Raw genomic sequence first — 19,828 nt, 5'->3', positions numbered from 1 at the left:
TAAAACCGACAGACTACATGAATCGTAATTGGAAACTGACGATTCAACTGTTATTAAAGACTGTCGTACAATTGCCTGTTAAAAAGGAGAGTTCTAAGCAGGATATCGTTCAGTTGATAGTAGGCGTAGTTAATCAAATTATTGAGGAAAGCCTTCCGTTTGGAAAGAAACATCCTGAAGCTAGTGAAGTTTTACGAATGTAATTTCTAGCAGAGTGGATGGAAGTATATATGGGGATTTTACAAACTGATTTTTTTAGAAAAAAGACAGAAGGAAAGTGAGCCTCATTTTCCTTTTGTCTTTTTATTTATGTTTTCAGCCAGTTTCATGAAGCGAGGAATCTGCTGACTAATTTCAGTTGGTAAGACAACATAACGTTTTTTACCCAATTCTTCACCAATCTGGCTATGAAGATACACTGCTGCACAAATTGCGGCTTCTTTATCAGGAAATTGAGCTAAAAAACCAGTGATCATGCCAGCTAAAGTATCCCCCATTCCCCCAGTAGCCATAGCTGGAGTGCCTAAGGGATTTCGATATTGTTCATTCGTCGTATAGATTTCAGTTCGATGGCTTTTTAACACGATCGTTGCACCTAATTTTTTTTGAGCTGCTTGATTATTATCTATCGTCTGATGCGTCAGCTTAAGACCGCTCAGACGCTGCCATTCCATTTGGTGCGGAGTGAAAACTATGTGTTCTGGATAATTTAAGTGACTGTCGCTCTGAGCAAATAAGGAGATAGCAGATCCGTCAATCACAAGCCATTGAGTAGACGTTTGCTGTTGAAGAACCAGTTGCAACAGCTGTTGACTGTGTGAATCTAAACCTAGCCCAGGACCAATCAAGAGAACAGTTGCTGTACCTAATAACTCACTGACTGCTCGCGTAAGTGTCCAGTCAAGCACCATTGCTTCTGGTAAACGAGCATGCAGTGCGCTGTGATTATGTTTGGCTGTAATAACGGAAACCAATCCAGTCCCTGTTCTGACAGCAGCTTCGGTACTCATGATGATCGCGCCGCCATATGTTGCATTGCCGCCAACCAATACTGCACGTCCAAATGTTCCTTTGTGAGATTCTTGTGGACGTGGCTGGATCACTGCGGTTAAATCGTCTCTGGTTAAGTCTTTCATCCCGATAGTCTCCTTTAATTGCTTTTCTTTTAGTATAAATCTGTTTTGGAACAAGAGCAAAAGATTATGAAAAAACCATTTCCGCCTTTTTCTTTTAAACAAGTTAGTGGTATGATGGGAAGGTAGAATAATGAATTGGAGTGACTAAAAAATGACAATTGATTGGCAAAAAGAAGTAGACGCACGTAAAGATGCGCTATTAGAAGATTTACAAAATCTATTACGCATCAATAGTGAGCGTGATGACTCAAAAGTTACACCAGATGCACCATTTGGACCAGGACCTGTTGCTGGCTTGAAGCATATGTTAGCTTATGGCGAGCGTGATGGTTTCGTTGTGAAAAATGTTGATAACTACGCTGGACATATCGAGTATGGTGAAGGCAACGAAACCTTAGGCATCTTCGGTCACATGGACGTTGTACCTGCTGGGGACGGTTGGGATACAGATCCTTATGAACCTGTCATCAAAGATGGTAAAATCTTCGCGCGTGGTTCAAGTGATGATAAAGGCCCAAGTATGGCGGCATATTATGCGTTAAGAATCATCAAAGATTTAGGCGTACCATTATCTAAAAAAGTTCGCTTTGTTGTTGGAAGTGATGAAGAAAGTGGCTGGGGTGATATGGATTATTACTTCAAACACGAAGAAAAACCTGATTTTGGTTTCTCTCCTGATGCAGAATTCCCAATCATCAACGGTGAAAAAGGAAACGTATCGTTATACGCTCGTTTTGGCGGATCAAGCCAAGGCGAATATGAATTAGAAAGCTTTAATGCTGGCTTACGTGAAAATATGGTTCCAGGTACGGCAACGGCTGTAATCACAGTTCCAACTGTCGAAGCAACTGAAAAAATGCAAGGCGCATTTAGCGTATTTGTAGATGAGGAGCCAATTTCTGGCGAATTTGAAGCGAATGGTGCAACTGTTACAATCAAAGTTGTAGGAAAAGGCGCACACGGCGCTAGCCCTCAATCTGGGATCAATGCGGCAACATACTTAGCAATATTTTTAAACAGCTATGCATTTGCTGGCGCAGCAAAAGAATTTATCCAGGTTGCTGCAACGCTTGTTCATGAAGATTTCTATGGTGAAAAATTAGGCGTAGCCTTTGAAGATACTAAGATGGGTAAATTAACAATGAACGCTGGTTTATTCGTCTTCAAGAAAGATGCTGAAGAAGGCAACTTTATGAGCTTGAATTTCCGTTACCCTAAAGGCACAACAGCTGCTGAATTAGAAGCGGGTGTGAAAGCTACAGCAGGTGCAATCGGTGCTGAAATCGTTCAAGGTGGACGTAACCAAGAACCACATTACGTGCCAGCGGATGATCCATTGGTTGAAACCTTATTACAAGTTTACGAAGATCATACTGGTCAAAAAGGCCATGAACAAATCATCGGTGGCGGAACTTACGGACGTTTACTAAAACGTGGCGTGGCGTATGGCGCAATGTTCCCAGGTTATACAGACACCATGCATCAAGCCAATGAATTTATGGCGTTGGATGATTTATTCCGTGCGACAGCTATTTATGCGGATGCGATTTATAGATTGGCTGGAAAAGTATAAATTGTATTATAAAAGAACTGGTAAGAATTGTACTGAATTATAGAAAGGCAGCTACTTTACTCGATTTTTTACAGAGTAAGGTAGTTGCCTTTTTTTAGATATTTAAAAGAAATTTATATTTTTTGAAAGTGAGGTATTATACGATGTATTCACTCGATTTGGATGTTTTGTATTTTATTTTTTTTGTCTGCTTAAGCATTTATAGTGTTAGTTATATATGGTATCATAAGTGGGTAATCAATTATAGTTAAAAAGATAGGAGTTTTATAATGAGATTAAAAAAGTGTAGTTTTGTTATTGTAGCAACATCATTATTCCTGTTGATACCCATTCACGCTTTTGCAGAAAATGATAGAGAAACTAACGAGCTAACTAGAGTAGAAACAACTGAAAAATCTGATGCTAGTCTTTCAGAAGTACATGCTTCACAAAATTTGACTTATGAATACGCTAGTCAAGAAGAAATTCGTATCGTTAGTGAATGGGGAACAAATTATGATATGAGGATTGCTGTTGGAGGCCATGGTATTTTTAATCAGCCAAAGGGGCTAAAAGGGACAATTACTTATGGAAATACCACAAATCATATAAATAGAGAAGTAAAGGTAACGTATGCCAAAATGTTGTCTAATAAAGAAACATACTATCAGTATAAGATGGATGGAAATACGTATTGGACAAATTCAGATGCATTTGCTGGTGCAAAAGATCCTTATGTTGTAAGCCAGTGGGGAACAAATTATGATATGAGGATTGCTGTTGGAGGCCATGGTATTTTTAATCAGCCAAAGGGGCTAAAAGGGACAATTACTTATGGAAATACCACAAATCATATAAATAGAGAAGTAAAGGTAACGTATGCCAAAATGTTGTCTAATAAAGAAACATACTATCAGTATAAGATGGATGGAAATACGTATTGGACAAATTCAGATGCATTTGCTGGTGCAAAAGATCCTTATGTTGTAAGCCAGTGGGGAACAAATTATGATATGAGGATTGCTGTTGGAGGCCATGGTATTTTTAATCAGCCAAAGGGGCTAAAAGGGACAATTACTTATGGAAATACCACAAATCATATAAATAGAGAAGTAAAGGTAACGTATGCCAAAATGTTGTCTAATAAAGAAACATACTATCAGTATAAGATGGATGGAAATACGTATTGGACAAATTCGGATGCATTTGGACCTAGAGCTACGAAAAATGATGCAGTTGTCAATCTGGCTTTAAAATATTTAGGTGTACCTTATTTGTGGGGTGGGAATACGCCAGCTGGTTTTGATTGTTCTGGTTTAGTTCAATATGTTTATAAAAATGCAGTAAATATTACTGTACCAAGAGTTACGACAGGGCAAGAAAGCTCAGGCAAAGAGGTAAGTCTATCTTCGTTACAAAAAGGGGATTTACTTTTTTGGGGAAATAGAGGCAGAACGGATCATGTTGCTATTTATATAGGTAATAATAAATTTATTCATGCACCACAACCAGGTGGAGTTGTAGAAATTGTCAATATAAATTCATATAAACCAAATTTTGCACGTCGAATTTTGCCAGATTTATAAGAACAAAGTCTAATGTATCGTGATTATTTTGGGGAAATCAAATGAGTGCAAGAATAGAAGGATAATTGATTTGAGATTAGATACAAAGCTTAGTATGGATTTTTGATTATGATAGTTTTTTTAAAATATAACTTGGCTAAATAATACCTTTATTTATAAAGAAATTCAAAAACCTGACAGACAGTTGTCAGGTTTTTTTCTGTACAATAGAAACAAGTCGTTAGAAACATCGGACATTTTCAAGTATACTTATAAACATATTTAAAAATAATGAAAGATTACCTAAAAATAAAGAGCATATGCATACAAGAAAAAAATGAGGTGAATAGATGATTAAATTTCAAAACGTATCAAAAAAATACAACGATCAATTTGTATTAGAAAACTTCGATGTTTCAATTGAAGACGGTGAATTTTTTGTCTTAGTTGGTCCAAGTGGAAGTGGAAAAACAACCACTTTAAAAATGCTTAATCGTTTAATCGAGCCAACAGATGGCGATATCTATTTTAATAACAGACGATTGATTGATTACAATTTAAAAGAATTACGCTTAACGATCGGCTACGTTCTCCAACAAATCGCTCTTTTCCCAAATTTGACAGTTGCTGAAAACATCGAATTGATTCCCGAAATGAAGCACTGGAGTAAAGCAAAAAGACGAGAACGAACGGAAGAATTACTCAGAAAGGTCAGCTTACCACCAGAGGAATACCTCCATCGGAAACCTGCTGAATTATCTGGTGGTGAACAGCAACGTATTGGGATTTTACGTGCGATTGCAGCCAAACCAGATATTATTTTGATGGATGAGCCGTTCAGTGCGTTAGATCCAATTTCAAGAGGGCAATTACAATTATTGATCAAAGAACTACACAAAGAATTAGCGACTACTGTTGTTTTTGTGACCCACGATATGAATGAAGCGTTGCTTTTAGGTGATCGGATTTGTGTGATGAAGGATGGGCAAATCGTTCAAACCGATACACCGGAAGCTATCAAAAATCATCCAGCCAATGAATTTGTTGCGCAGTTCTTCCAACATGAACAGGCTAATTTAGAAAATTATTGTGCAGAAGATTTATTAGAAGCAGGATTTATTGAAGCTGGGCAAATAACCGGCGAAACGATAGTGAATTTAGGCACCGATTTACCAACTGTGATTGGCTTACTTGTTGATGGGAAAACAGTTGTACTAGTTAATGAGAAAGGATCTATCGGTGAAATCACAGATCGAACGATTTTACGCTTCTTAGAGACAAAGATAGAAAAAGGTGTTCAATAATATGGGAAAACTGATAGAAACATTCGTGGCCCGCAAAGAAGACTTTATCCAAGCGGTTGTTGAACATATCCAACTATCGTTACTGTCATTATTGATTGCGATTCTCATAGCGATCCCGTTAGCGATTTTACTGACTAATTACAAAAAAGTCGCTGAATTTGTTCTGCAAATTACTGGGATTTTCCAAACGATTCCGTCACTGGCTTTATTAGGATTACTGATTCCGGTTATTGGGATTGGCAGTCCGCCAGCAATTGTTGCGTTAGTGATTTATGCGTTATTTCCGATTTTGCAAAATACGTATACAGGTTTGACTGAAATCGATCCTTCTTTAGAAGAAGCAGCCGAAGCCTTTGGGATGAACAAACGGGAAAAACTAATCAAGTTTGAGTTGCAGTTGGCGTTACCCTATATCATTTCAGGGATTCGTACAGCAACCGTTATGATCATCGGAACGGCAACGCTAGCGGCTTTGATTGGTGCAGGAGGTCTCGGAACATTCATTTTACTCGGAATCGACCGAAATAATGTATACTTGATTTTGATTGGCGCAATTTCCTCTGCTGTTTTAGCGGTCTTGTTTAACTTTGGGATCCATTTGTTGGAAAAAGCCACGGTGAAACGGATCATAGCTGCATTCATGGTATTACTTGCACTATTAGTAGGTTCATTTGTCTACACCCATCAAGAAGCAGAACAAAAAGAAATTACGGTGGCTGGAAAGTTAGGTGCAGAACCAGATATCTTGATCAACATGTATAAAGAATTGATCGAAGCAAATAGTGATATCCACGTAAATTTAAAATCAAACTTTGGTAAAACCAGTTTCTTATTTAACGCACTAAAATCTGGTGAAATCGATGTCTACCCTGAATTTACAGGAACCGTACTGGAAACGTTTTTGAAAGACAATAAGAATACATCCAATGATCCAAGAGAAGTGTACGAGTATGCGCGAGATCAAATTAAAGAACAAGAAAACATGGATTATCTGGAACCAATGCAGTATCAAAATACCTATGCAGTTGCAGTCAAACGATCATTTGCAGAAGAAAATGATCTGAAAACTATCGAAGATCTGAAAAAAGTCGAAAGTCAGTTAAAAGCTGGTTTTACACTAGAGTTTATCGATCGTGAAGATGGGTATAAAGGCTTGCAAAAATTATATAACTTGAATTTAGATGTGAAGTCGATGGAGCCATCGTTACGTTACCAAGCAATCAATAATGGGGATGTGAATGTGGTAGATGCCTATTCGACCGATAGTGAACTAAAGCAATATGATTTGGTGATTTTAAAAGATAATAAACAACTATTTCCACCGTATCAAGGTGCGCCATTGCTGAAAGCTGAAACGCTTGAGAAATATCCGGAATTAAAAGAATTATTGCAGCCTTTAGTTGGTAAAATCACGGAAGAAGAAATGAGTGAGATGAATTACCAAGTGAATGTGGAGCAAAAAGATCCGGCGACCGTTGCGCATGATTATTTGGTGGAGCATGGGATGTTGAAGGAAGACTAAGAATTTCAAGTATAGAAAAAACAAAGTACAACAAGGTAAATGCTCATCTTGTTGTACTTTGTTTTTTTATTATATTGGTAGTCCTTGAAAGGGTACTAGATTCACTTTTTTTAGTGAAATCGTGTTTTTTCCAAAAATCAATTCAAGTTGATTCAGTAGTTGACCTTCACTAAGGGTTGTAGTCAAGGAACCTTTGTTTTTCTTGCCATTAAAGTATTTCCAGACACCGAGTTTGTTTAGTTTACTTTGCTTGAAAGGATCTTGGCAATTTAAATTAGAAGCTACAACAATTGTATAAACGGAACCAGTGGATAGAATATTTGTTATTTGCTTTTCCTGTTCGGATAATTTTAGCCCCATAGAAATTTCCTCCTTTAATTTTTTATTATAAGAATAGTATAGCAGTGTGTGATTGCGCTTTCAAATCGTGTGACCAAATTTTTATTTACAGTGTTGAAATTAATCTAAATTATTTTACTGAATAACTAGGATAAGTTGTTTTTTTTTCTTGTATATATTGTATAATAAAGAGGAAGGTAATCGAGTTCAATCACGATTACAAAAAGCCAGTGCTACTAACACTGACTCTTTAGTTGAGTTTTGACTAAAGCTCGATAGTTTGTTGCAATGCCACTATCTTACTTTAGCGGGTCAGATAGTGGTCTTTCTTTTACCTAAAAATCAAAGTGATAAAGACTTTAATCGCTTCGACAATATAGTAAGCTACAAGCGTAACTACTATTTTCGAAGCGATATCTTTTAACAAATCTTTCAAGGACCGCTTTTCCAATGTATTAAAGCAGGACGAAAGCGATAAAGACATATCTTTATGGCATCAACTCCTTTTTCAGAGCTTCAGCCGTTATTCAACTCGTTATAGTATATCAAAAATTGTATTGATAGTGTATTAAGTATTTTACAAAAATCAGTATGATAAGTTGCTTTCCAGAGACTTTATAAGGTATAATTGTTGAGAAGGTAATCGATAATCATTACGATTACAAAAAAGCCAGTGCTGATACACTGACTCTTTAGTTGAGTTCTGACTAAAGCCCGATTGTTTAATGTTGCCACTATCTTACTTTAGTCGAGCAGATAGTGGTCTTTTTTTACTCAAAAATCAAAGTGATAAAAAGTTTAATCCCTTCGACAATATAGTAAGCTACAAGCGTAACTACTATTTTAGAAGCGATATCTTTTAACAAATCTTTCAAGGACCGCTTTTCCTAAGCACTAAAGCAGGACAAAAGCGATAAAGACATATCTTTATGGCATCAACTCCTTTTTCAGAGCTTCAGCCGTTATTCAACTAGTTATAGTATATCAAAAATTGTATCGATAGTGTATTAAATATTTTACAAAATAATAACGAGCAAACAGTCAGCCTAGAAGAATGTTTATCTGATCGAATGCTACGGATTTTGGTAGATAGCATTCTATTTTAATGTACGTATTATTGAATCAGGCAACTTGATTTATCAGTTCGTGCTGATTATTTTTGGCTTCAAAATGTCAAGTGACCACTTAACATCTTGAGGTGTCGGCTGTTTCCTCGTTACTATCATGGCTACAATAATCTGTCTATAAAAAGGCTTGCTCCGTCAAAAGTTAGCACAAAATCGGCAGATCATTATAGCAAAGTAAACTATGGTGAGAGAAGTCAGATTTGCGGTAACTTTCTCAAAACGATTATTCAAATTTCAAAAGATCATTGCCTCACCGTAAAATAGAACGAAAAAAAAAGTTCCGGACACCTGCCGAAACCGCGCTAAGTACAATTAAGAAGCATTGACCTGTTTTTGTCGTTAAACTCAGAACATCAGAAAAAACTAGTAATTGCATGAAATATTGATTAAAATAAAAACAGTCAATGAAAATTGACTAAGGGCAACTTGTACGATCAGTGTCGGCTGAATGTATAAGGCTCTGTGGGATGACGACCAATCGTCCTGCAGAGTGCCTTTTTATTTTGTCTAACTAAACGAAGTTCGTTTGGCTAGATTTTTTTTCGTTCTATCTCATTCCATTTTAATTTAAGTGGGGTGGAGAGTCAATGGGGGAATGTAAGTTTATGTGATAAATTTTGTTTTTAAAGTATTTTTATTAGTTTTATTAGACTGTAATATGAAACTTTTTGTTTATTTTGATATAATATATAAAAGGAGGTTTTTTGTAGTGAATAATGATTGGTTAAATAAAGCTTCAAGAAATTTACTGGATAAAAGTCAAGAGAAAATTAACTTTGTTAAAGCGAGGGAAGAATGGATATATATAGGACTCGAAGATAATGAAGATGCAGATTTTAATTGTGAACTGTGTGACCATAAAGATATCAGATATGAATATACTATTCAAAATAAGTTAAATGGAAATGAAATGATTGTTGGAAGTTCCTGCATTAATAAATTTATTGATCATCTAGAAGCTAATAAAGAAAAGTTGTTAGATGATGAAGGATATGCTGTTGACCATAGTAGACTAGAAACAGATAAGAAGGAGTATTGGAAAAAAATACTCTTTAGTAAGTTAGACGAGTTATTTATAAGTAGTGATTTTCAGAAATCAATTACGGAAACAATAAAACAAAAAGGTAAGTTAACAATTAATCAAGCAAAAACAATGAGGTTTTTTTACAGTAAACTCAACAAGATGGAGCAACAAGCTTTTCGGAAATGTGTTTCTATACGTCTAGTAAAAAAAGCGCACAAAGAGCAATATGAACTTTTAGATAGATCGGATAAAGTATTTATCGACATGCTACTTAGCTCTGATCAAAGGAAGAGACTATTGTAATGTTATTAAAATAGGTATAAGTAAATTTACCAAAGATATACATTAAAAAGATGATTATACTGTTATTATAAAGCGAGGTGGAATGTTGAAGATGTTAGAAAAAATTCTTGACTTACAAAGAAATGATCGAAGACTAGAATTAATTTCATTGATGATAGGAACGACTATTTTGGATAATTGGAAATTTGTTTTTTTTAGTGATAGTAAAGGAGCCGATTTACCTGAAAATTTAATGGCAGACTTTGGAACTATCTCAGTAATGAGTATCAGTGGAACTTCAAAATTTAATTATTATGATAAAATTCAAGCTGAAAACTTGGTGAAAAAATCAGATTCAGATTTTCGCTTTGTGACGTGTATCAATTTTGATACACAGCTTATTAGTTATATGGTTGACCTTTTTGAAAATAAAAATATTGAAAAACATAGAGATGTGTATCTATTTTTAAAACATGTCCTTAAGTATAAGATGGACTACACTTGCATTCCGTACAGTATTGAAAATTGCTCTAAACTATACAATGAAAAAACAAAGATTGGTGTTTGGAAAACGTTGAGAACCTTTTTCTTTTTCAAATCAATGAACAACTTAAAAGAATTTGATAAATTTTTTTCTTCAAATGAACCTCTAATGATTAATAGAGAAATAGAGTATGAAACGCAAAGTTTTGTAGAAAAAACTATGAAACCATTAGGGAAAAATCTGAGTACGAAAGACCCTCGTTTTATGCAGAAAATAATTCATTGTTTAATTTTGCAGGTAATAATCATTAAGAACTCATCAAAAAAAGGGATTAAAAAGAAAGTAGAACTTTTATTTGATTTTTGGTTTAATCAAATAGGTATTTTTATGTATAGAGAGATAGCTATTTGCTATCTCTATTTAAAAAATGACAAAAAGGTAGAAAAATTTTTCAGGAAAATCCAGAAAAACAATGAAAATATTTTGGGTACGATCTCAGGAATGGCGTGGGATTTGTTCCATATCAGAAATTTAGAAAAGCCTATGGGAAGTAGTGAGAATATGGATGCAGATTTTGAAATGCATTTATTGGCTACTTATGATAAAGGGCTAAAAGAAATTTTATCGAGCTATCCAATAAAATCAATCTCATTTTATAAGTCTGAGACTATGGAGTTGAGAACATATCCATTTTATAAATATTCTATTGAGGAGCTCATTACAGAAATAGATTTGGAACAATTTTCCAAAAAGCGAAGCCAAAAAAACAGAAATAAGATTTATGAGAAAACAAACTTTGATTATGTAATAAATGAGAGGGAAAATGTCCTTAAAAAGTTGTTTGAAAAGTAAAGTTTGCTTTTTTTATTGCAAGAAAATGAATCTAATAAAAACCAAAGCTTCGTGTCCATGATACCAAACGGACGCGAAACTTTTTTCATCTCATACGCCACTTTTCTCATAATAAAGTAATTTTTACCAAAAAGAAATGCAAATTTCTCAAACTTTCGCTATAATAAAGAAAATAACCAAAACAGGAAGTGTAGCTAAACATGAAAAAAGTAGACCGACAACGGTTGATCAAGCAACTGATCACAGAAAATGAAATAGAAACTCAAGACGACCTGATTGCACTTCTTGAACAATCTGGTGTCAAAGCAACCCAAGCTACTGTTTCAAGAGATGTACGTGAAATGAGCATCGTTAAAACGCACGGTTCAGATGGCAGAGTAAAGTATGCCTTATTTTCTCAACAACAAGTATCTAGCAGTGAGGAAAAACTAAAAGAATCTGTGAAAGATTCAGTGACTCGCATGGAACGTGTCCAATTTATGGTCATCGTCCATACAGATATGGGCGCAGCAGATGTCGTCACTAATTTTTTAGATGAAGTCAGTTATGAAGAAATTGCAGGAACGGTCGCAGGAGTTGATACAATCATTATTATTGCTCGCTCAGAAGATGACGCGGTAGCTGTTGTTGAACGTTTTGAAGCAATGATAGATTAAAATAAAACCAATCAAAAAATGAAGGGAGATTTGGTTACATGGATTTGAAAGCGTTACAAAACGGGTCAGATATAAGAGGAATAGCAATAGAGCATGAGGAAAAAACAGCGAACTTAACACCAGCGCAAGTCGGGAAAATTGCAGTCGGAATGGTTCATTGGCTTCGTGATGAGAAACACTTAGCTGAAAAACATCAATCAGGAAAATTAAAAATCGGTATCGGTCATGATAGCCGTATTTCGGCAGATAGCTTAAAACAAGCTTTGATTGACAGCTTTGTAGAGCAAAATATCGAAGTGTTAGATTTTGGTTTAGCGACAACGCCAGCTATGTTTATGACCACGCAATTTCCACAATATGATTGTGATGCGGCAATTATGATCACTGCGAGTCATTTGCCTTATTATTTTAATGGCTTGAAGTTGTTCACTAAATCTGGAGGCGCAGAGAAAAAGGATATTGCGTATCTCTTAGAACATACTGACAAACCAGCACTTGTAGCGAAAGGAACAGTTACCAAAACCTCGATTTTAGAGGATTATTCTGCTGATTTAACCGATAAAATTCGCAAAGGCATGAAAACGACAGAAGAAAAACCATTAGAAGGTTTTCATATCATAGTAGATGCTGGTAATGGAGCAGGTGGTTTCTTTGCAGAACAAGTCTTAGCCAAACTTGGCGCAGACATTACAGGTTCGCAATTTTTAGAACCTGACGGTATGTTCCCAAATCATATTCCTAATCCTGACAATAAAGAAGCAATGGCAAGTATTCAGCAAGCAGTTTTGAGAAACAAAGCAGATTTAGGTGTGATTTTTGATACGGATGTAGATCGCTCGGCGGTAGTGGATGCGTCAGGTGAAGTAATCAACCGAAATAATTTGATTGCTGTTCTAGCGACAATCGTTTTAGCTGAATATCCAGGCAGTAGCATTGTAACAAATTCACCAACTTCAAGTCATTTGAAAGTATTCATCGAGTCAAAAGGTGGTAAACAAGTGCGTTATGTTTCTGGTTATCGCAATGTGATCAATAAAATGATTGAACTGAACGATGAAGGAATCGATACTCAATTAGCAATCGAAACCAGTGGACATGCAGCTTTTAAAGAAAATTACTATTTAGATGATGGTGCCTATGTTATCGCTAAAATCCTGATGCTGTTACCTAAATTAAAAAAAGAGGGCTCAACACTTGGCGATTTGATCAGCTCATTAAAACAACCAGCAGAAACTCAGGAATTACGCTTTGAGATTCTAGCAGAAAATGTTCGCGAGTACGGTGAACAAGTGATTCGAGATTTAAATGATTTTGTAGAGAGTCAACGAGGGCTAAAAATTGATCCTGAAAACTATGAAGGGATACGAATCAATGTTTCTAATGAATATGGCAGCGGGTGGTTGTTATTGCGTATGAGTTTGCATGAACCCTTACTAGTTTTACAAGTCGAAAATGATCAAGATGGAATGAATCAAAAGGTTTTAGAAGAATTAGCAAGTTTCTTTGAAGAGTATAAACAATTGGACTTAGCTAAATTAAAGGAATCATTGAAGAAGTAATAAAAAGCTAGGAAAGAACATTTGTGTTCTTCCTAGCTTTTCATTTACCATAAACTAGGTTCAGCAATTGCTGCAATCACTTCTCCAGTAAATGGATGGGTTAGGTGTAATTCATAAGCATGAAGCATCAAACGCCCAGTAGGTTTTGGATGGTACAAAGGATCACCAATGATTGGGTGCCCTATACTTGCCAAATGTACACGGATTTGATGGGTTCGGCCAGTTTCTAAAATGCAATAGAGTGTTGTCAGATTCACCTTTTTTACATAAGAATCAACTTCAACATGCGTAATTGCCAGATCGCCACGTTGCTCATCAATCACACGTTTGCGCCGATCATGTCGATCACGGCCAATTTTTTTACGAATAGTCAAAGAGTTGGCTAAATTTCCCGAAATCACCGCTTGGTAACGTCGATAGATTTGTTTACTTTCTAATAGACGTCCTAAAATGGGAAGTACAAAAGGATTTTTAGCAAATAAAATCGCACCACTTGTTTCTTTGTCTAAACGATGCACCACATATGGAATTTGTTTTTTCGGTGCCAAATAAGCAGCTAAATGATTGAGTAGTGTATCATTTTCATCAGGTTGGTTAGGATGAGTTTTCATTCCTATCGGTTTATTCAAAATAATCAACTGTTCATCTTCAAATAAAACATCAATATTCGCGGTATTTCCTAGAAGAATCGTAGGTGTTGGATAGTCTTCTGATTCAAACTTTAAAGTAACAATATCCCCATTTTTTACAGGGAAATGAAACAGTGCAGACGATCCGTTAATCGAGACATTTTTTCGAGTGCGCAAAAAATGTCGGACTTTACGAGGGACTAACCATTCTTGTTCAAGCAGTTCTCGGACTGTTTGTTCTTTAAAATTCTTAGGTAACTGGATGGATAATTCCATTTGTTTTCCACCTTTTCAATAGCGTTCTCTCATAGTTTAACAAATGAAGGGATAAGTTCAAGTGGTTAGATGGAATTAAATCGGTAGAGGAAGCAGAAGTTAATTTTTGAAACGGATTACTGGAAAGGAGTAACTTTTCTATGGGCCATTGATCAGGTTGTTCTTTGCGATTCGCAGCAATTGACCAATTTTTAAAGTTTGCTGTTCTTTTTAAAGTTGTCTATCGTTATTTAGTTTAAGAAGATTGGTGATTCACAAGTAATGAAACGTGCCAGGTATTGCGTCTGATCTGCTTTAATATAGTTAATTATGGTGATTCACAAGTGATGAAACTTCGCTCACTGCGTTCGCCAAGTATTGCTCATCATCTGCTCTGTCATTGCCAATCGCAGTGATTCGCAACAAAATACCCACTCTTTGGGGAAGAGTGGGAAAAGGAGTTAAAAAATGAAAAAGTGTTTTGTTAGGGTTGTTTGTTGGTATACATATATAATACAAATAAAATATGAATTTTTTGTGTATTAATTGATTCAAAACTGTAAATTTTTTCTAAAGAAGTGTTTAAGTTTTTCACAAAACGGTTAACTATTGACCATTCATCGTATTAATCAAACGTTTCGTCCAGCTAAAATCAGTTTTTGTGATTGTATCATCACCAAATTGTTTGCCATCTCGATCAATGGCGTAAACAAACATGCCCCCTTTTTGTCCATCTTTTGGATGCCACTTTGCATAAGAATAAGCGCGACTTGTTTGATAAGGGTCTACAGTATCATTCCACCGATTCTGGTCTTGTTCTTCGGGGAAAGAGATTCCAGGGAGAAATTGTTGTGGGATGATCGAAGTTTTATACGTATTCCAAGTATTATCCAAAGATGCAGCAGAGCGGCCATAAGCTTGGACAAATAAATAATCAAAATAAGAAGCAGTTTTTTTAAATAAAGAATGATTGTCTTTATTTGTATCATAAATCAATAGTTTCCCTGTATTGGCCTTTGGACCTAATTGTTTCGATAATGCTTTGAACGTACCCACAGCCATTTCTTCTTGCTGGGCGGTCAAGCTAGATTCCATATCGACGTCCAGTCCATCTAAGTTCCAGGGTGTTAGATAAGTATCAATTAATTGTTGTGCATGGCGTTCATACTCAGCTGTTGTCGGGGTAACACCTGTATGTGGAACATTCCAAACTTCTCTAATATCAATTGTCCGAATGACACGTGTTCCTCTGGCGTGCAATAGTGGAACATAAGTAGTTTTCAGGGTGTCCCAGAATTTCTGTTGATTCGTCCCTGGGTTGACATAATGGAAGACAGAGACAATATCTACTCCTTCTGGAATATCTGTCATCGCAGTTACATTTTGATCAGGTAAAGTGGAGTTTGCATCATGAGGCATGGTAATATCGCGCCAGGTACGATAATAGGCCATCATAATCGGATCTTCTGGATTAGCCTCTATAGCATTTGATTGGTTAGGCAACAGACTAAAACTTAGTAAAATAAAAATTGGGATCAGCAAAAATGTTAACTTCTTAGACATAAAAACACTCCTCTTCGATTTTTTTTGAAACGTTTACATTTCGGGAAAAGTGTAGCATAAAAAAATCAAAAGTCACAGTGAGAGTGGCTAGAGATAGCTATCTAGGTATCAGTTTCACTTTTTTACTCACTTATTTGAAAATTTTCTCGAAATAAAAAAAGACCCACTCTTTGGGGAAGAGTGGGAAAGGAGTTAAAAAATGAAAAAGTGTTTTGTTAGGGTTGTTTGTTGGTATATATATATAATACAAACTAAATATGAATTTTCTTTGCCCTAATTTATTTGAAATTGTAACTTTTTTCTAAAGAAATCATTAAGAGGAGAAACTTTTTTTTATATTCTAACTAATAAGCTCGATCCGTAGTATATTCTTAAGAATTTTTATTTTCTTGACAGATTCTTAAGCTTTTCTACATAAAATTAAAAGAAAAGCATGCTAAAATAGGCAAAACATGATCTCTGTGCATAATTCATGCTAAAGCTGGATGAATCTAAATGCTAAATTATGTTAAAATAGCTTAGAAACTTTTATATAAAGAGGGAGCACTATGGACTTTAAAACAATTATGGAAAAAATAAAATCTGGTTTCCAACGTTTTTGGACGTGGATCAAACCGTATCTTGTCCGTTTTCATCACTGGCGTAAGCGGATTTGGAAAAAATATCAAATTAATAAAATTATTTTGCTATTAGGGATGCTTGTTGTTCTCATTGCCAGCATTTATTTATTTACGTTGGCTAAATCTGCAAATGTCGGTGCTTTGAAAAAAGGATTAGAGGAATCTACCGTTATTTATGATAAAAATGGCGATGAAGCAGGGAAATTATTTGGGCAAAAAGGAACCTTCGTCACGATCGATCAAATTTCTCCCTATGTGAAAGACGCGTTAATTTCAACTGAGGATCGAAATTTTGAGACCCACCATGGGTATGATATCAAAGGACTTTTTCGGGCGGTAGTCGGAAAACTTAGTTTTGGTAAAATTGGTGGAGGCGGCGGAGGAAGTACGATCACTCAGCAGCTAGCCAAAAATGCCTACCTCACACAAGAACAAACAATGACACGTAAAGCAAGAGAACTATTTTTAGCGATCGAAATCGAGAAAAAATATGATAAACAGCAGATTTTAGAAATGTATCTGAATAATTCCTACTTTGGTAATGGGGTTTGGGGAATTGAAGATGCTTCACATCGCTATTTTGCTGTCAGCGCCAGTGAATTAACAGTAGGTCAAGCAGCAACTTTAGTTGGTATGTTGAAAGGACCAGGTATTTACAATCCACTTGATTACTTGGAGAATGCGGTAAATCGTCGTAATACAGTGTTACAATTAATGGTTGATAATGGCAAATTATCTCAAGGTGAAGCCGATGCTCAAGCAGGGGTGGATATGAATAGTATGCTAGCTGATAATTATTCAGATAAAAACTCCGATTATCGCTATCCTTATTACTTTGATGCAGTGATTGATGAAGCAGTGAATAAGTATGGGATGAAAGAGGAAGACTTATTAAATAAAGGCTATAAAATCTATACAGCATTAGATCAAAATTATCAAACAGCGATGCAGCAGACATATGACAATGATGCCCTATTCCCACCGAATGCAGAAGATGGTGCAGTGGTTCAAAGTGGATCAGTTGCCCTTGATCCTAAAACGGGTGGCGTACAAGGAGTAGTTGGCGGACGAGGCGAGCATGTGTATCGTGGTTTTAACTTTGCCACTCAAACAAAACGTTCTCCTGGTTCATCCTTGAAACCAATTTCGGTGTACACACCGGCATTGGAAACTGGAATGAAACCAGATAGTATTTTAGAAGATCAACCGCAAGATTATTACCCAGCAGAAAACTATAGCCGCACAAATAGTGGTGAAGTCCCAATGTATCAAGCATTAGGAGAAAGTTTGAATCTACCTGCTGTTTGGACGTTGCATAAAATAGGGTTGGATAAAGGCTTTGAAAAGACACAAAAATTTGGGATCCCATTAGCGAGCGAAGATAAATATTATGGATTAGCTTTAGGTGGATTGAAAACGGGTGTTTCACCGTTGACGATGGCGAATGCTTACAGTCCATTTGCAACTGGTGGCGCTCAGTCAGAGGCTCACTTGATTACTAAAATCGTTGACTCAACAGGTGCTGTGATCGAAGATAATACAAATGCTAAAACAAAACAAATCATCACAAAAGATACAGCGGATCAAATGACGAGTATGCTTCTAGGTGTCTTTAGTTCGGGAACAGGGATCAATGCTGATCCGGCTGGTTATGTCATGGCTGGTAAGACTGGAACGACAGAGACCAATTTTGATACAGATAAAACGAATGACCAATGGGTTGTCGGCTATACACCGGATGTAGTGATTGCAACATGGCTTGGTTTTGAACAAACAAGTGAAAGTCACTATTTACAAGGAAGTAGTGCCACGCATGCTTCAACTGTCTTTAGTAGTCAAGCACAAGGGATCATGCCGTATACAGCGCAAACACCATTCACTGTAGCAGATGCTTATGCGACAGGTGGGATCGTACAAGAAGCTGGAGCAGTTCCAGCAGGAAATACTAATGATTGGCAAGATAGTGTGAAAGATATCGGTGGTCAAGTTAAAGAAGGTGCCAAAGATATCGGCGGCAAAATCAAAGAAGGTTGGGACAATGCGAAAAATGGCTTGAAAGACTTCTTTGGTGGTTTAACAGGAGAATAATCGGTTTGAAAACGAATCAAAGAATGGTACAATCAAAGAGAAGAATTTATAGAAACGAGGGAGATTGAATGAGTAATATTTATGATACAGCTAATCAAGTAGAACGCGAAATCCGTGAGATGGAAGAGTTTAAAGCCTTGGAACAAGCTTACGCTGAAGTGAAAGCAGACGAAGAAGCATACACTTTATTCAAAGAATTCCAAACGTTCCAACAAGGTTTACAAGAAAAACAAATGCGTGGCGAAGAATTTTCAGAAGAAGATGCTGAAAAAGCGCAAGCGTTAGCAACAGAGGTTCAAAAAGCAGAGGTCATCAACCAATTGATGCAAAAAGAACAAGCATTTAGCTTGATTGTGAATGATTTGAACCGTATTATCATGACACCGATTCGTGATTTGTATAACGATTAATTGATTAAATTGTAAAAAGTCTCTTTAAACATAGCAGATAGAATGTATTTTTCACTGCTATATTAAAGAGGCTTTTTGTTTTTTTATGGCACATTTGATTTGCGAAAAGGAGTAGAGAATAAAGGAAGAATAAAACATATGAGACACTAAAAATCACATGAAATCTGAAAAAATTTCCCAATTTCTGCTCTTTTAATGATATAGTAATACTAAATGAAAAAAGGATTGGGGAACAAAAAGTATGATTGGTATTTATGATTACACAGTTATTCTAACCTATGGAAATGCAGTTTTTTCTATAGTTGGTATGTATTTAGCATTAACCCAGCATATCGTTGAAGCAATTTTTTGTTTAGTCTTGTCAGGTATTTGTGATATGTTTGATGGCTTTGTTGCGAATATGAAAGAGCGGACAAAAAGTGAAATGTGCTACGGTATTCAAATCGATTCATTAGCTGATTTGATCAGTTTCGGGGTTTTTCCGACTGTTTTAGGGTATGCATCTGGTTTGACGCAAGGGATTTATTTGCCATTATTTGTATTTTATATTTTAGCTGCGTTGATTCGTTTGGCACATTATAATGTGACTGAAATGGAACGAAAAGAACAGACGTGTGATCGTCGTGAATATTATGAAGGCTTACCCGTGACAAGCAGTGCTGCACTGATACCTTTGTTATTCTTTATTGCGGGTAGATTGCATATTGCGATCGCCTTAGTTTATCCAGCAGCCTTACTCGTCATTGGTTTTTTATTTATTTCAAAAGTGAAAATCAAAAAAGTCGATCCTAGAAAGCTAGCTTTTGGGGCATTCGTAGGTGCAATTGTCGCCTTTATTATTCGCTAAACTTTTCAAAGGAG

Annotated in this window: 16 protein-coding genes; 12 read left to right on the top strand and 4 right to left on the bottom strand. The window is 36.0% G+C overall.

The window, feature by feature from the left end; genetic code table 11:
* The first annotated feature begins 17 nt into the window (after window positions 1–17).
* Window positions 18–203 carry a hypothetical protein gene (locus tag BCR24_RS16745; RefSeq protein WP_100630387.1) on the top strand — a complete coding sequence of 62 codons (186 nt, stop codon included), beginning with the start codon at window positions 18–20 and terminating at the stop codon, window positions 201–203.
* Between the two features lie 81 nt (window positions 204–284).
* Here the strand turns inward: BCR24_RS16745 and BCR24_RS09405 are convergent, their stop codons facing one another.
* Complete coding sequence (locus BCR24_RS09405) at window positions 285–1,136, bottom strand: NAD(P)H-hydrate dehydratase (RefSeq protein WP_069640295.1); 852 nt, start codon at window positions 1,134–1,136, stop codon at window positions 285–287.
* A 151-nt stretch (window positions 1,137–1,287) separates the two neighbouring features.
* Here BCR24_RS09405 and pepV point away from each other — a divergent pair, with 151 nt between their 5' ends.
* From pepV to BCR24_RS09385, 4 genes are all read left to right on the top strand, one after another.
* Window positions 1,288–2,709, top strand: coding sequence for a dipeptidase PepV (gene pepV / locus BCR24_RS09400; RefSeq protein ID WP_069640294.1), 1,422 nt, complete (start codon window positions 1,288–1,290; stop codon window positions 2,707–2,709).
* 269 nt (window positions 2,710–2,978) lie between these two features.
* Window positions 2,979–4,274 carry an NlpC/P60 family protein gene (locus BCR24_RS09395; protein ID WP_069640293.1) on the top strand — a complete coding sequence of 432 codons (1,296 nt, stop codon included), beginning with the start codon at window positions 2,979–2,981 and terminating at the stop codon, window positions 4,272–4,274.
* A gap of 329 nt (window positions 4,275–4,603) precedes the next feature.
* Window positions 4,604–5,557 (top strand): ABC transporter ATP-binding protein, encoded by a 954-nt coding sequence (locus BCR24_RS09390; RefSeq protein ID WP_069640292.1) that lies wholly within the window; start codon window positions 4,604–4,606, stop codon window positions 5,555–5,557.
* A gap of 1 nt (window position 5,558) precedes the next feature.
* A complete protein-coding gene (locus BCR24_RS09385) occupies window positions 5,559–7,079 on the top strand; it encodes an ABC transporter permease/substrate-binding protein (protein WP_069640291.1) in 1,521 nt (506 codons plus the stop codon).
* Window positions 7,080–7,148: 69 nt separating this feature from the next.
* Here BCR24_RS09385 and BCR24_RS09380 read toward each other — a convergent pair whose 3' ends face one another.
* Window positions 7,149–7,439 carry a hypothetical protein gene (locus BCR24_RS09380; RefSeq protein ID WP_069640290.1) on the bottom strand — a complete coding sequence of 97 codons (291 nt, stop codon included), beginning with the start codon at window positions 7,437–7,439 and terminating at the stop codon, window positions 7,149–7,151.
* Window positions 7,440–9,254: 1,815 nt separating this feature from the next.
* Here BCR24_RS09380 and BCR24_RS09375 point away from each other — a divergent pair.
* From BCR24_RS09375 to BCR24_RS09360, 4 genes are all read left to right on the top strand, one after another.
* Window positions 9,255–9,872 carry a hypothetical protein gene (locus BCR24_RS09375; protein ID WP_240604563.1) on the top strand — a complete coding sequence of 206 codons (618 nt, stop codon included), beginning with the start codon at window positions 9,255–9,257 and terminating at the stop codon, window positions 9,870–9,872.
* Window positions 9,873–9,963: 91 nt separating this feature from the next.
* Window positions 9,964–11,187: a hypothetical protein gene (locus BCR24_RS09370; protein ID WP_069640289.1), complete on the top strand. Its 1,224-nt coding sequence runs from the start codon at window positions 9,964–9,966 to the stop codon at window positions 11,185–11,187.
* Window positions 11,188–11,387: 200 nt separating this feature from the next.
* Window positions 11,388–11,843, top strand: coding sequence for an arginine repressor (gene argR / locus BCR24_RS09365; RefSeq protein ID WP_069640288.1), 456 nt, complete (start codon window positions 11,388–11,390; stop codon window positions 11,841–11,843).
* A gap of 38 nt (window positions 11,844–11,881) precedes the next feature.
* Entirely contained in the window at window positions 11,882–13,402 is a 1,521-nt protein-coding gene (locus BCR24_RS09360; RefSeq protein ID WP_069640287.1) for a phosphohexomutase domain-containing protein, read from the top strand.
* 44 nt (window positions 13,403–13,446) lie between these two features.
* Here BCR24_RS09360 and BCR24_RS09355 read toward each other — a convergent pair whose 3' ends face one another.
* Complete coding sequence (locus BCR24_RS09355; protein WP_069640286.1) at window positions 13,447–14,307, bottom strand: RluA family pseudouridine synthase; 861 nt, start codon at window positions 14,305–14,307, stop codon at window positions 13,447–13,449.
* 585 nt (window positions 14,308–14,892) lie between these two features.
* On the bottom strand, window positions 14,893–15,849 hold the full coding sequence (locus tag BCR24_RS09350; protein ID WP_069640285.1) for an endo-beta-N-acetylglucosaminidase family protein: 957 nt from the start codon (window positions 15,847–15,849) through the stop codon (window positions 14,893–14,895).
* A gap of 548 nt (window positions 15,850–16,397) precedes the next feature.
* Between BCR24_RS09350 and BCR24_RS09345 the strand changes: the two genes are divergently transcribed.
* The 3 genes from BCR24_RS09345 (at window position 16,398) to BCR24_RS09335 (ending at window position 19,814) form a co-directional block, all read left to right on the top strand.
* Window positions 16,398–18,557 (top strand): PBP1A family penicillin-binding protein, encoded by a 2,160-nt coding sequence (locus BCR24_RS09345; RefSeq protein WP_069640284.1) that lies wholly within the window; start codon window positions 16,398–16,400, stop codon window positions 18,555–18,557.
* Between the two features lie 68 nt (window positions 18,558–18,625).
* Window positions 18,626–18,967: a YlbF/YmcA family competence regulator gene (locus BCR24_RS09340; RefSeq protein WP_069640283.1), complete on the top strand. Its 342-nt coding sequence runs from the start codon at window positions 18,626–18,628 to the stop codon at window positions 18,965–18,967.
* Window positions 18,968–19,208: 241 nt separating this feature from the next.
* Window positions 19,209–19,814, top strand: a complete 606-nt coding sequence (locus BCR24_RS09335; RefSeq protein ID WP_069640282.1) for a CDP-alcohol phosphatidyltransferase family protein — start codon at window positions 19,209–19,211, stop codon at window positions 19,812–19,814.
* Window positions 19,815–19,828: the final 14 nt, after the last annotated feature.

Origin of the sequence: Enterococcus ureilyticus, assembly GCF_001730315.1 — a bacterium.
GTDB classification, from domain to species: domain Bacteria; phylum Bacillota; class Bacilli; order Lactobacillales; family Enterococcaceae; genus Enterococcus_L; species Enterococcus_L ureilyticus.
The sequence above is the reverse complement of the archived record's forward strand: the minus strand, read 5'-3'. Positions and strand labels throughout refer to the sequence as shown.

Bases quoted from the DNA above. Each gene is read 5' to 3' on its own strand.
- BCR24_RS09345 (WP_069640284.1), top strand. From the start codon at position 16,398: ATGGACTTTAAAACAATTATGGAAAAAATAAAATCTGGTTTCCAACGT.
- BCR24_RS09395 (WP_069640293.1), top strand. From the start codon at position 2,979: ATGAGATTAAAAAAGTGTAGTTTTGTTATTGTAGCAACATCATTATTC.
- BCR24_RS09335 (WP_069640282.1), top strand. From the start codon at position 19,209: ATGATTGGTATTTATGATTACACAGTTATTCTAACCTATGGAAATGCA.
- pepV (WP_069640294.1), top strand. From the start codon at position 1,288: ATGACAATTGATTGGCAAAAAGAAGTAGACGCACGTAAAGATGCGCTA.
- BCR24_RS09350 (WP_069640285.1), bottom strand. From the start codon at position 15,849: ATGTCTAAGAAGTTAACATTTTTGCTGATCCCAATTTTTATTTTACTA.
- BCR24_RS09390 (WP_069640292.1), top strand. From the start codon at position 4,604: ATGATTAAATTTCAAAACGTATCAAAAAAATACAACGATCAATTTGTA.
- BCR24_RS09385 (WP_069640291.1), top strand. From the start codon at position 5,559: ATGGGAAAACTGATAGAAACATTCGTGGCCCGCAAAGAAGACTTTATC.
- BCR24_RS09370 (WP_069640289.1), top strand. From the start codon at position 9,964: ATGTTAGAAAAAATTCTTGACTTACAAAGAAATGATCGAAGACTAGAA.
- BCR24_RS09360 (WP_069640287.1), top strand. From the start codon at position 11,882: ATGGATTTGAAAGCGTTACAAAACGGGTCAGATATAAGAGGAATAGCA.
- argR (WP_069640288.1), top strand. From the start codon at position 11,388: ATGAAAAAAGTAGACCGACAACGGTTGATCAAGCAACTGATCACAGAA.
- BCR24_RS09405 (WP_069640295.1), bottom strand. From the start codon at position 1,136: ATGAAAGACTTAACCAGAGACGATTTAACCGCAGTGATCCAGCCACGT.
- BCR24_RS09340 (WP_069640283.1), top strand. From the start codon at position 18,626: ATGAGTAATATTTATGATACAGCTAATCAAGTAGAACGCGAAATCCGT.
- BCR24_RS16745 (WP_100630387.1), top strand. From the start codon at position 18: ATGAATCGTAATTGGAAACTGACGATTCAACTGTTATTAAAGACTGTC.
- BCR24_RS09380 (WP_069640290.1), bottom strand. From the start codon at position 7,439: ATGGGGCTAAAATTATCCGAACAGGAAAAGCAAATAACAAATATTCTA.
- BCR24_RS09355 (WP_069640286.1), bottom strand. From the start codon at position 14,307: ATGGAATTATCCATCCAGTTACCTAAGAATTTTAAAGAACAAACAGTC.